The following is a 12,750-nucleotide window of genomic DNA, read 5'->3' as shown; positions in this document are numbered from 1 at the left end:
GCTCATAAAATGGCTTGTGCAGCTTTCACGCGGCAAGCCGTATAACCCCGGGCTAAGCCAGTACACGCAGTCTGCGCAGCACAGCTGCCAGCGGGCGTCCGAGCTTGGGCACTGCCACAAGCTCGGCTTCCGTGATCAACCTCAGGCGTGCGAGGCCGATCACGAACACCACGGCGCCTGCCGCTACACCCAGCAGGCTCTCCGCCGCTGCCGTGGCACGACCTCCGGCCGCCCAGCCCAGGGCACCCAGCACAGCACTGGTGCCCCACATCGCCGCCCCGGCTGCACCAGCCAAGGCGACAAGCAATGCCGCCGGTTTGAGCACACTGGCGGACCAGCTCCCGCGCAGCCCCACCAAGCGGGCCAGCAGCGCGATGTTGATCACAGCCGCCAGCAAATAGGCGACAGCCCCCGCAATGGCGGCGCCTGCCGTGCCGAGCTGCGGCACGAGCAGCCAGTTTAGCAGCCCCTTGGCTGCAGCGGCCGCGAGCATCGCCAGGGCTGGCGCACGAACCGCGCCAAGCCCTTGCAACAGCGCAGCCGAGATGATGCTGAGCGTGCCGCCTACGGCGGTCAGCGCCATCCAGCGCATAACCGTGCTGCCAGTGTCGTCTGCATACAGCATCACATTGACGGGCACGGCCAGCACGATCAGACCTGTTGCAGCGGCTAGTCCCAGCAGCCAAAACCAGCGCAGCGATTGCTCGCACTGACGACGTGCCAGCTCCGTACCTCCGGTCACCCGTGCCTCAGCCAGCGAGGGTATGAACAATGCCGACAATGTGGTGGCAAACATCATGACCAGCTGTACTAGCGGAAGCCCCCGGTTATACACGCCGAAGGCCACCATAACCGCCGTATCATCCAAGCCCTCCTGCTTTAACAGGCGAGGGACGGTAAATGTATCTACCAGGTTTATTAACGGAACGGCTAGCGCTCCAAGGCAAACAGGCAGAGCATAACGTAGCAGTGCCTTTAGCAAAGCACCACTGCTTTCCGCTGGGTGAAGCTCACCAGTCTGTGCCTGCACTGTTGTCATGACCGTCTCTTGCCGCCTAAGTCTCTTTCTGTGACCTCGCCAATACAGCAGCATGATCACCAGGCCCGCTGCTCCGCCTGCTGCTGAACCAAACACTGCTCCGGCGGCAATCATATCCGCCCCTGCTCCTTGTGACAGCATGAACAGCAACAATATGATCATCACGCTTACCCTTATCGCCTGCTCCGTCACTTGTGAGACCGCCGTTGGGATCATATTTTGCAAGCCTTGAAAATAGCCTCTCAGTCCCGCCATAACTGGCACGAACAAGAAGGCAATCGCCGCCGCCCTCACCGATGGAATGACGTGAGCATTGTCGATCCACTGGCCGATTAGTGGCGCACACGTATACATCAGCAGCCCCAGAATCAATCCGAATATGCCTAGTACAAGCGAAGATAGCCGGGCAACACGTTGCCCCGCTGCCTGATTTCCCACAGCCTCATACTCAGCTACAAATTTGGATACAGCCGCCGGGAATCCAGCAGCTGCAATGGTAATGAACAGCGTATAAAAAGGATAAACCGTATTATAAATGCCAAACACGCCGTCGCCGCCAATATTTTGCAGCGGGATTTTTTGCAATGTGCCAATCAGCTTGCTTGCTACAGCTGCCAGTGTTAAGATGACAGCGCCTCGTAGCAGCCGCGAAGCGGCGCGATTTTCCTGCATTCTCCGTCTCCACTCCCACCTGGAATAAGCATTTTTACGAGTCCTATTATACCGTCTCTTCTTCCGGAAAGAAAAAAATCCCTGTACAACGTTGAACGGCTTTAGCCATTCTGTACGTCACACAGGGGTGAAACGGGGTGTTACTGTTCCATTTGTTTGCCCAGGAAGCCAGCGGCTGTTTCAGCCATCTTGACCTCCATTTCGGACATTTTTACATTTTCATCCTTGTTCAACAATATAACAGAACCAATGGGATCACCACCCGAAACAATGGGAGCCGTCACAAAGGACGAGAGTGTTTCTTCGTGGTCTCGCGTCAGCTCGTAAGAGCCGCTGGCTGTCTCCAGCACAGTCTTGCGATTATCCATGCTACCTTCAATAATGCTACCGATTTGCTTGTCCAGAAACTCTTTTTTCGAGCCTCCAGCCACCGTAATAATGGTGTCACGATCGGTAATCATCGTAATATGGCCAGTACTTTCAAACAGGGACTCAGCATACTCTTTGGCGAAATCACCAAGTTCACCAATAGGTGAATACTTTTTCAAAATGACTTCTCCGTCACGATCCACAAAAATCTCAAGCGGATCTCCTTCACGAATTCTCAAGGTGCGGCGAATCTCCTTTGGAATAACTACCCGCCCAAGATCATCAATACGGCGAACTATACCAGTAGCTTTCATTTCACATGTTGCCCCACTTTCTCAAGAAGAATTTAGTAAACTACTGACGGTATCGAAAGACGCTTCCACTCCCCCAGAAGCGGTCACGAAGAACGTCGCGTTCATGGTGTTTATGGTGATATCTGACCATAGTATTCATCTGTTCCCAATTCCTTATGCATGTTCAGTTATTTACCTTCGTTTGCAGCTCCATCTTTAGTTGTTCCAGCTTTGCTATCGCCCGTACCGCTTGTTGTTCCGCTCGGCGTAGTTGTGCTGCCCGCACCGGACGTTGCACCACTTTTCTCTTGCGTAGCAGGTGCCTTCGGCAGATTGATTTTCAAATCAAGCTTCGTCAAATCATTTTCGGTAAAGTTTTGGATACTTTCCCCAGCTAGTTTATTTTTCAGGGCAGCCTTTTCGTTGTCCTTCAATTTATCAAATGTCGGCTCATTGCGGGACTCCACTTTGATCACGTGATATCCGTATTCTGTTTCCACGGGTTCACCAATTTTGTTAATTGGTTGAGTCTCGGCAGCCTCTTTAAAAGCAGGTACCCATTGCGCTACAGATGCATTCTCATACAGCCCGCCATTAGATGCGGAACCTGGGTCTTCCGAATACTTCTTAGCAATCGTTGCAAAATCCGCTCCACCATCCAATTTTGCCTTTACCTCTTTGGCCAGCTTGAGAGTAGCCTCTTTTGTACGCTGTTTCTTTGTTTTTGGATCTTCAAAATTAATCAATACATGACGTACAGTTGCTGTCGTGAACTGATCTTTATTTTTTTCAAATTCCTGTTTCAGCTGATCATCCGTTACTTTATTGGTTTCGCTGTTGATTACCGTCATTACACGCGTGAAGTAATCTTTCACACCTTGTTCGGTCAGCTTCTGATCACTTAGAAATGTCTTAAACTTATCTTCTCCGACCGACTTTTTATACTGCTCCAACTGCTCGTTTCCTTGTTTGGCGCCCTCTTCCTTGGCTTTGTCGTCCGCTTTGGCTGCCAAAAGCTTGTACACTACTTCCTGCTTTACAATTTGCTCACGTACCTGATCAGAAGCTAAAGCAGCCTCATACTCTGGGTACAGAAATTTCATCATGCTGATTTCTTGGTTGAACTCATTTTCGGTAATCGTTCCACCCTTATAGGTCACGACAACCTTGCTGTTGTCTTTCGGCTCATCCTTGACCTTATTCTCATCCGCTTGCTTCGTACATGCTGCGAGCACCGATATAGCTAGCAACGCTGCCATGCCCAAGGAGAGCATTCTCCAAGGTTTTCTTTTATTTAGTTGTGACATTTTGCAGTTCCTCCTTCAATGTGAATGCTTCTTTCAATGCACTCAAAAATTGCTCCAGCAGTTCTAGCAGTTGTGCATCATTTAGACCTTTACCCTTTATGCGTACGCTCATAGAAGTACCCTGTTCAAATTGTACACGTCTTTCAAAGCGATTGCCAATCTCGGCAAGTTTGGCAGTCTGCAGCGCCTGCTGGCGCCCCTCGTGAAATTTCAACACCATATTGTCATCCCGTTGAACAATGGACTCGATGCCATACATCCGTCCATACACCTTGAGACGGGCCACGGCCAGCAAATGACGCACTGCCTCTGGCAGATCGCCAAACCGGTCGACCAGTTCGTCCTCCAGCTCGGAAGCCTCGTCAAAGGTACTGACTGCCGCAACCTTTTTATAAATCTCAATCTTCTGAATGCTGTCATAAATATAGTCTCCCGGCAGGTAAGCATCGACGCTCAAATCAATCGATGTACTCCAATTCCGGTTGGATTGATCCTCTTCTCCAAGCACACTGACTTTACGTTTATTGATTTCCTCAGCCAGCATTTGTGAGTAAAGATCAAAACCGACGGATGCGATGAATCCGTGCTGCTCGGCGCCAAGTAAGTTACCCGCTCCGCGGATGGACAAATCACGCATTGCAATCTTGAACCCGGAGCCCAACTCCGTAAATTCTTTGATAGACTGAAGTCGCTTCTCCGCTACCTCTGTAAGCACCTTATCTCGCTGGTACGTGAAATAAGCATAGGCAATCCGGTTGGAACGACCTACACGCCCACGCAGCTGATAAAGCTGGGAGAGCCCCATTTTATCGGCATCATGCACAATGAGTGTATTCACATTGGGAATATCCACACCGGTTTCGATAATGCTCGTGCTAACCAGTACATCATATTCACCATCCAGGAAATCCAAAATGGTTTTCTCCAGTTCCGTTTCAGACATCTGTCCGTGGCCTACGCCCACCTTGGCGTCTGGGACAAGTGCATTGATCTCGGCAGCCATCTCCTGAATACCCTGCACGCGATTATACAGGTAATAAACCTGCCCTCCGCGTGCCATCTCGCGTTCAATGGCCTCACGAACTAGAGTCTGGCTATGCTCAACGACATAAGTTTGCACTGGAAAACGATTTTCCGGTGGCGTCTCAATGACTGACAAATCACGTACACCCAGCATGGACATATGCAGCGTACGCGGAATAGGTGTAGCCGTTAGCGTCAACACATCTACATTCGTTTTCAGTTTTTTCAGCTTTTCTTTGTGCGTGACACCAAAACGTTGCTCCTCATCGACAATAAGCAGCCCCAGATCTTTAAACACCAGATCCTGTGAAAGTAGACGGTGAGTACCAATGACAATATCAACCGTACCTTGTCGAACTCCCTTGGTCGTCTCATTCTGCTCTTTGCGCGAGCGGAAACGGCTCAATACCTGAATATTGAACGGATACCCAGAAAAGCGCTCACGGAATGTCTCATAGTGCTGTTGCGCCAAAATCGTCGTCGGTACCAGCACAGCCACTTGTTTGCCCTCAATAGCAGACTTAAAAGCAGCACGAATAGCCACCTCAGTCTTGCCGTAGCCTACGTCACCGCACAGCAAACGATCCATTGGACGACTCTGCTCCATGTCCTTCTTAATTTCTTCAATAGCCCGAACCTGGTCACGTGTCTCATCATACGGGAACATATCCTCAAATTCCTGTTGCTCCGGCGAATCCTTTTCAAAAGCAAAGCCTGGTGCTGACTGTCTTTCCGCATATAGCTTGATCAGGTCATCTGCGATGTCCTGAACCGAGCTGCGCACCTTACTTTTAACACGTGTCCACTCATTGCCGCCCAGTTTGTAAATTTTGGGCTCCTTGTCCTCTGAGCCCACATACTTCTGAATCAGATCAATTTGTTCAATCGGTACAGACAGCTTATCTCCGCCTGCATAGAGGATATGCATGTAATCCTTATGGATACCGCCAACCTCCAGCGTACCGATTCCCATATACTTCCCGATTCCGTGATTTTGGTGTACGACATAGTCGCCCACCTTCAGCTCGCTATAGCTCTTAATCCGCTCTGCATTGTCTACATGTCGGCCCTGCTTACGTGCTTTCCGCTGCTTCTGGGAGAACATCTCACCCTCGGTAATCACCGCCAGATGAATAGACGGCATCTCAAAACCGCTTTGCAGATTACCAATCGCCATAGTCGGCTCATCAATACCGTAGTCTTGAAGCACTCGCCGCATCCGATCCAGACGTTCATCTCCACTCGCCAGCATCATAACCTGTGTGCCTGCCTTGCGCCAACGATCCATCTCTGCCTTGAGTACATTCATTTGACCGTGGAAATCCTGCATGCCCCGGCAAATGAAGTTCAAAATATTTTGCGGCTGCGTATGCGGAACCTGGCGAAGGAAGATCGACAGGAACAGGGTTTGAAATCTCCGATTATACAGCAGATTATCCGAGTTATCCGATAGCTCCAGTTGTGGTAGAGTTTTACCGTTTTGAAGCAAATGCAGATTCCACTCAGACTCATCCCGCTCTAGCTGCCTGGCTGTTTCTAGCATCCGTGCTGGTTCATCAATGATCAGAATCGTATCTGCCGGCATATAATCAGCCAAGGTTTTACGTTCAGGATATAGCAGGGAGATATATTTATAGATTTCGTCAAAATACACATGCTCCCGCAACAGCTCAATTTCACGATGAATTTCCTCTTTCAGATGCTGCTTAGCCTGACGATCTGTCATTTTGTCCAGCTGTTCCTCCAACAACATAGCAGCGGCATCGGCAGCTTGGTCCATACGCTGGTGGCTTGCAATAACTTCCTTACATGGCGTTACAGTAACTTCCTGTACCTTTTCCACCGAACGCTGATCTTGCGGATCAAACATACGGATGGAGTCAATTTCATCGTCAAACAACTCCACACGATAGCCCCAACGGGTTGTCATTGGGTAAAAGTCGATAATTCCCCCGCGTACACTCATCTCCCCGCGGGATTCAACACGTTCTACACGCTGGTATCCCATCTCAACCATATGCAGCAAAAATGCTTCCAGCTGAATCGTTTCTCCCTCTTTCAGCTCAACACGAGCCTCACGCCATGTTTCCGGGATTGGTAGTAGACGCCGGACCCCAGAAAACGGCACGACAACAACCCCACGAAAACCCTGGGCGCATCGTATCAATACATCAATTCGTTGGGATAATGTCTCTGGACTGGATATGGCAGCTTCAGCAGCTACCAACTCGTTGGCTGGATACAATAAAACCTGATCAGGAGAAAGCGCTTCCTGCAAATCATCTGCTATTTTTTGAGCGGCAAACATATTGTGCGTCATGACCATTAACGGTCGTCCAGTATCTTCAGCAAGTGCGGCCATCAGTACCTGTCTTGAAGAGCCTGACAAGCCTGATATCAGCTGTTCCTTCATGCCTGAGGATATACCTGCCGCAATGGATGCATAATCAGCATCCTTCGTAAAAGCCTGAATAAGTGCTTGTAACAAAAAAGGCACCCCTTTATGCTTATAAATAGTTACATGTAAACCGAAAAAGAAGCCTCAGCAATGCTGCCAAGGCTCCATAAGCGGAACTACCGCTTCACCTCTCAAGCTGGTACATCAGACCAGTTGAATACCTGTTATTGGAGCGGGTTTACGAGCAGACTCAGCTCCGGATTATTCTCCAGTGCCTGACTGCAATGCTCGCAAATGACTTTAACAGTCACTTCACCACCCGAATTATACGCTATTATATCTCTACGTTCAGCAGGGGTCAAGGAATGGAAGCCTAACCTTTCTTCGGTTATTACAGCGGAGTCAATTCGCCCTAAGAAAGTTCGACAATGTCTGCATACATAATTAACAACCATGTAATGTATATGCCTCCTGAAAGTTTTCTATACCTTTCAGTATGTCCAACAATCTTCCATTTAAGCCCGTCTACCTAACGTCAGAACCTACTTGTTAAATTCAGCCATCGTCCGCTCAAACGGATGATTCAAGCTGTATTCTAAAGCGTTGCACGTATCTTCTATCATTCCGGTCAATAGTTCCTTTTCCTTCTTTGGAAAGGTGCCCAGAACATAATCGACAATAGCATGTCCAGGCTCTGGACGGGAAATGCCCATACGAATCCGGTTGAAGGACTGCGTCCCTGTATGCTGAATGATCGATTTAATGCCATTATGACCGCCTGCGCTACCTTGATAACGCAGTCTTATTTTACCGACCTCTGTATCCAGATCATCGTACACGACAATCAGATCTTCCATATCTGCCTTATAGTAGTCCATATATGCACGTAGAGACTCGCCTGAGAGATTCATATATGTCATAGGCTTAATCAGTACCGTTTTCACGCCACCAATGTGCCCCTCACCAATCAACGCCTTACATTTGCTTTGGGTAATCTGGATATTATGGCGTAAGGCAAGTGCATCTAAGGCCATAAATCCGACATTATGTCTCGTTTTCTCGTATTGGGGACCGGGGTTGCCCAATCCTACAATCCACTTCATTAACCTTGACACCCTCTTTCGAAGTCTTGATTTTTTGGTAAAATAGTTGTAGTGAACAGGAAGGTGCGTGCCGATATGCTCAATCAAGGTGATATCCTCTTATATGACAGCCATTTTCTATATCATTTAAAACATTCCGTTCCTGTCCAAATTTATGACGGGAATGTACATGTTCAAATTGGCATCGTTGCGCGTTTTAATGAGCATTTCGTCGAAATCGAGGACACACTATACAATCGTCAACGCTTCACATTCATATCTCGGCCAGGCTTTTAGCCTGACATGCTGATAGGGGTTACCTTTTCCATATGGAAAAAGCAACCCCTTTTTTAATGAGCCAGTGCTTATTCGATTTCAAACAGTTTGCTGATCGACAATTCTTCATGCACACGGATGATGGCTTCTCCCATTAATGGAGCCACAGACAGTACCTTCAGCTTGCTTGTCGGATTTGGGTGAACGATCGGGATTGTATCCGTCACAACCACCTCTTTTAATGGCGAATTCTCCAGTCTTTCCATCGCAGGACCAGACAGCACGGCATGTGTGCAACATGCATACACATCTTTTACGCCGCCTTCTTTAAGCGCATTTGCACCCAATACAATCGTTCCGGCTGTATCAATGATATCATCAATTAAAATAGCCGTCTTACCCTCAATGTTCCCGATGATATTCATCACTTCACTGACATTTGGCTCTGGACGACGCTTATCAATAATAGCGAGCGGCGCACTCAGGAAGTCCGCCAGCTTGCGCGCGCGAACAACCCCACCATGGTCGGGTGAAACAACAATCGGGTTCTCAATTTGTTTGGAACGGAAATATTGGGCCAGAATTGGCGCTCCCAGCATATGATCCACTGGAATATCAAAGAATCCCTGAATCTGCATCGCATGCAAATCCATACTGATTACGCGGTGAGCTCCCGCTTTTTCAATCAAGTTAGCGACAAGTTTCGCTGTAATCGGATCACGTGAACGAGCCTTACGATCCTGACGAGCATAACCGTAATATGGCATAACAACATTGATACTTTTGGCAGAAGCACGTTTAAGTGCATCAATCATAACCAATAACTCCATCAAGTTGTCGTTAACTGGCAGACAAGTGGACTGTACAATATACACATGGCAGCCGCGAACACTTTCCGACAGCTTAACCTGAATTTCACCGTCACTAAACGATGTGGTATGGGATTCCCCCATTGGGATTCCGATGTAGTCCGCAATCTGGTGGGCTAACTTCGGATTGGAGTTACAAGTAAATATTTTGAGTTTGGAATCGCAATAAGTCATTAATAGAAACCCTCCGTGCTGGTTCATTCATTACAGATTCAACAGCTTGCTGATTAAGGTCATTCCGATCTTTTTTTCTTTGCTTTGGCACGCGCGCGGATTTTGTCCGCATATCCGGCTTTGTTCTCTTGACGTGGTCTGGCAATGGCCAGATCGTTATCAGGGACAGCATGTGTTACAGTGGAGCCTGCGACAACATAGGCACCTTTTCCAATCTTAATTGGGGCAATCAGATTCACATTGCTGCCAACAAAGGCATCATCTTCAATTTCTGTAATGGATTTATTATATCCATCATAATTGACCGTTATTGCCCCGCAGCCAATATTTACGTTTGTACCCACCTTGGCATCACCGACATAGCTCAAATGAGACACCTTGGAATGATCTCCAATAGTCGCATTCTTCACCTCTACAAAATCACCAATTTTCACATGTTCGCCAAGCTTCGCGCCTGGACGCAGATAAGCAAACGGCCCTACAGATGTACTGCTTCCCACTTCCGCTTCGTTCAACACCGAATGTTTCACTGTTGCCCCTGAGTGGATAACCGTATTCTGGATCTCTGCCTGCGGGCCAATCACACAATCTTCTCCGATTTGTGTTTGACCATGCAGCCATGTATTTGGGTGCAATACTGTATCGGAACCAATGACAACATCGCTCCCGATGTAGGTAGAAGACGGATCAATGACGGTGACACCATTCAGCATATGTTTGCGAACGATACGCTCGCGCATATAACCTTCAGCAACCGACAAAGCAACTCTGTCGTTTACACCGATAGATTCCGACACGTCATTGGTCAAATACGCCTCAACCTGCTCACCTTCGCCATGCAAAATACCAATGACATCGGTCAGGTAGTATTCCTGCTGTGCATTGGTGTTCGTTACCTTGTCCAGCGCTGCAAATAACTTGGCATTGTCAAAGCAATACGTGCCTGTGTTAATCTCACGGACAGCATCTTCCTCAGGTGAACAATCCTTCTGTTCCACGATCTTAAGCACGGCCCCGGAAGTATCACGGATAACTCGTCCATATCCTTTCGGGTTGTCCAACTCAGCGGTCAGAATTGTTGCTGCCGCTCCGCGGCTTTCGTGCAGTTGCACCAAACCTTCCAGCGTTTCCGCTGTGATCAACGGAGTATCTCCACAAATGACAATTGTGGTGCCCTGTTCCTGGCCGAGCAGGTCCTTGGCTTGCTTGACAGCATGACCCGTTCCCAGCTGCTCTGCCTGAAGCGCATATTCTGCCGACGGTCCCAAATAAGACTGTACCGCCTCTGCTCCGTGACCCACGACGACTACACTTCGGGACACACCGATTTCACGAACCGTGTCGAGCACATGTCCGACCATCGGTTTTCCGCACACCGGATGCAGAACTTTATATAATTTGGATTTCATACGTTTTCCCTGCCCTGCGGCAAGAATGACTGCCAACCTTTCCAACAAGTCCAACCTCCTATCCTGAAAATAACAGTTACCCCTTGGCTAAAACGTTAATTCCCAGATCAGATTTTGCTTAACTTTTCACAATCCTCCTGAAAAATAACGGCGAACCTTTGGTTAATGGCTATTTTTTCAGGCCAGCTTGTGCTGGACGTTCATCCCCGGGACGCATCGCTGCCTAGTCCCTGTCTTATGAAAAAGCCGCTTCGGCAGCCCGGATGGCTCCAAGTTGCCTTAAAACTGACTGTTAACTCACTAAAGAATATATCTCATTCCAGACAAAAAGAAAAGAGAGCCACAGTTAGTGGCTCTCTTTTTCTTTTATACCCCAATCCTGCTTTAGGCGAATTAAGCGCCTTCTTCAATAGCAACTTCTTCATCAACAGCTGCACGTTCGTACTCAGTCAATACAGCAGCTTGAATCTTTTCACGGGTTCCTGAAGATATCGGGTGAGCGATATCGCGAAACTCTCCGTCAGGGGTTCGTTTGCTTGGCATAGCTACGAACATCCCGTTATTACCGTCGATAACTCGGATGTCATGGACAACAAACTCGTTATCAATTGTAATGGATGCAATCGCCTTCATTCTTCCTTCTGAGTTCACTCGGCGGAGTCTAACATCCGTAATCTGCATGTGTGTTTCACCACCTTTTTCCAAATAGGACTTGGTGTATACATTCCACACAGCATTTCGAATTCCTTCTTTTTTTGGACAATTCGTATCCTAAATTCAGGTAATTTTTTTGAAAAGATTTCTTTTCGACATATTTAGGTATTTTATGATGAATTGTGACAATTTACTGCCCCGTTAACTCATCAAAATAATTCCCTAGCTTGACTGTTATTTGCTTGCTTCGAGAATCGACTGCAGTCAGATTTGCCAGTGAAATATAATCGTGCAACAGGCGCTCTTCATTCTCCACCTCGCCCGACTCTACCAGCACACCGACACCAGCTACCTCAGCATCAAACTCTGCTAACAAGTCGACCATTCCTTGTATCGTGCCGCCAGCCTTCATAAAGTCATCTACAATGAGCACACGCGATTTCTCACGCATTGCACGTCTGGATAAAGACATCGTATGAAGGCTCTTTTGTGATCCAGAAACATAATTAATACTTACAGCTGAGCCTTCTGTCACCTGATGGTCCCGCCGTACAAGCACGACTGGCAAATTAAGCTGTGCTCCGGTTGCATATGCGAGCGGAATGCCCTTCGTCTCCACGGTCATAACCACATCAATCTGACGATCGGCAAAAGCGGTCGCAAATATTTTACCCGCTTCGTTCATCATCGCTGGTTGGCCCAGCAAATCGGACAGATACAGGTACCCTCCCGGTAATATGCGATCAGGCTGCTCCAGCTGCGCGCACAAGTCGTTCGCAAACGCAAGCGCATGTTGCTTGGAGAGCCTAGGGATCAGCTTGACGCCCCCTGCCGCTCCCGCCAGTGTCAGAAGCTCGCCAGTACCCTCGTCCTCAAATACTTCTTTGATAATAGCCAGATCCTCGCTTATCGACGACTTAGCTGCCCCGTATCGATCTGCAAAATGAGTAAGAGGCACCAATGTATGCGGCCGTGACAATAAAAATTGCGTCATTTCCACCAATCGTGAGCTTCTTTTAAGTTTTTTCACAACAATTCCTCGCGATCTATTCTCCTGCCGCCCGCTTCGTACAATAAAGCACCGGCGGACTGGCCGGTTGCTGGCGGAATGTAAGTGATGTAGTAAAATCCGAATATTTAATAGTAAATATATCATCTTCGTACGTATTTGTACAACAATTGCCA

At 48.2% G+C, this 12,750-nt stretch carries 11 protein-coding genes; 1 reads left to right on the top strand and 10 read right to left on the bottom strand.

Annotation, left to right across the window (positions count from 1 at the left end):
* Positions 1-52: 52 nt before the first annotated feature.
* The 6 genes from PPM_RS00225 to pth form a co-directional block, all read right to left on the bottom strand.
* The gene (locus PPM_RS00225) at positions 53-1,711 is read right to left on the bottom strand and encodes a putative polysaccharide biosynthesis protein (protein WP_013368682.1); all 1,659 of its coding nucleotides are present in this window, start codon (positions 1,709-1,711) and stop codon (positions 53-55) included.
* A gap of 140 nt (positions 1,712-1,851) precedes the next feature.
* Positions 1,852-2,394 (bottom strand): stage V sporulation protein T, encoded by a 543-nt coding sequence (gene spoVT / locus PPM_RS00220; RefSeq protein WP_013368681.1) that lies wholly within the window; start codon positions 2,392-2,394, stop codon positions 1,852-1,854.
* A 167-nt stretch (positions 2,395-2,561) separates the two neighbouring features.
* Positions 2,562-3,680 (bottom strand): peptidylprolyl isomerase, encoded by a 1,119-nt coding sequence (locus PPM_RS00215; RefSeq protein WP_013368680.1) that lies wholly within the window; start codon positions 3,678-3,680, stop codon positions 2,562-2,564.
* Complete coding sequence (mfd, locus tag PPM_RS00210) at positions 3,664-7,191, bottom strand: transcription-repair coupling factor (RefSeq protein WP_013368679.1); 3,528 nt, start codon at positions 7,189-7,191, stop codon at positions 3,664-3,666. Before mfd ends, PPM_RS00215 begins: the two co-directional genes overlap by 17 nt.
* 134 nt (positions 7,192-7,325) lie before the next feature.
* On the bottom strand, positions 7,326-7,556 hold the full coding sequence (locus PPM_RS00205) for an anti-sigma-F factor Fin family protein (protein ID WP_014599341.1): 231 nt from the start codon (positions 7,554-7,556) through the stop codon (positions 7,326-7,328).
* Between the two features lie 87 nt (positions 7,557-7,643).
* A complete protein-coding gene (gene pth, locus PPM_RS00200) occupies positions 7,644-8,204 on the bottom strand; it encodes an aminoacyl-tRNA hydrolase (protein ID WP_013368677.1) in 561 nt (186 codons plus the stop codon).
* A 75-nt stretch (positions 8,205-8,279) separates the two neighbouring features.
* Between pth and PPM_RS30470 the strand changes: the two genes are divergently transcribed.
* Positions 8,280-8,480 carry a hypothetical protein gene (locus PPM_RS30470; RefSeq protein ID WP_013368676.1) on the top strand — a complete coding sequence of 67 codons (201 nt, stop codon included), beginning with the start codon at positions 8,280-8,282 and terminating at the stop codon, positions 8,478-8,480.
* Positions 8,481-8,548: 68 nt separating this feature from the next.
* Here the strand turns inward: PPM_RS30470 and PPM_RS00190 are convergent, their stop codons facing one another.
* The 4 genes from PPM_RS00190 to purR all read right to left on the bottom strand — a co-directional run bounded on the left by PPM_RS00190 (position 8,549) and on the right by purR (position 12,595).
* The gene (locus tag PPM_RS00190; protein ID WP_013308125.1) at positions 8,549-9,502 is read right to left on the bottom strand and encodes a ribose-phosphate diphosphokinase; all 954 of its coding nucleotides are present in this window, start codon (positions 9,500-9,502) and stop codon (positions 8,549-8,551) included.
* A 59-nt stretch (positions 9,503-9,561) separates the two neighbouring features.
* Positions 9,562-10,959, bottom strand: coding sequence for a bifunctional UDP-N-acetylglucosamine diphosphorylase/glucosamine-1-phosphate N-acetyltransferase GlmU (glmU, locus tag PPM_RS00185; RefSeq protein ID WP_013368675.1), 1,398 nt, complete (start codon positions 10,957-10,959; stop codon positions 9,562-9,564).
* A 345-nt stretch (positions 10,960-11,304) separates the two neighbouring features.
* On the bottom strand, positions 11,305-11,592 hold the full coding sequence (gene spoVG, locus PPM_RS00180) for a septation regulator SpoVG (protein WP_007428016.1): 288 nt from the start codon (positions 11,590-11,592) through the stop codon (positions 11,305-11,307).
* A 163-nt stretch (positions 11,593-11,755) separates the two neighbouring features.
* Positions 11,756-12,595 (bottom strand): pur operon repressor, encoded by an 840-nt coding sequence (purR, locus tag PPM_RS00175; RefSeq protein ID WP_013368673.1) that lies wholly within the window; start codon positions 12,593-12,595, stop codon positions 11,756-11,758.
* Positions 12,596-12,750 lie beyond the last annotated feature (155 nt).

The sequence above is a fragment of the Paenibacillus polymyxa M1 genome, from assembly GCF_000237325.1.
GTDB lineage: Bacteria > Bacillota > Bacilli > Paenibacillales > Paenibacillaceae > Paenibacillus > Paenibacillus polymyxa_C.
Note: the sequence above shows the minus strand (reverse complement) of the source record. Positions and strands in the feature narration are given on the sequence as shown.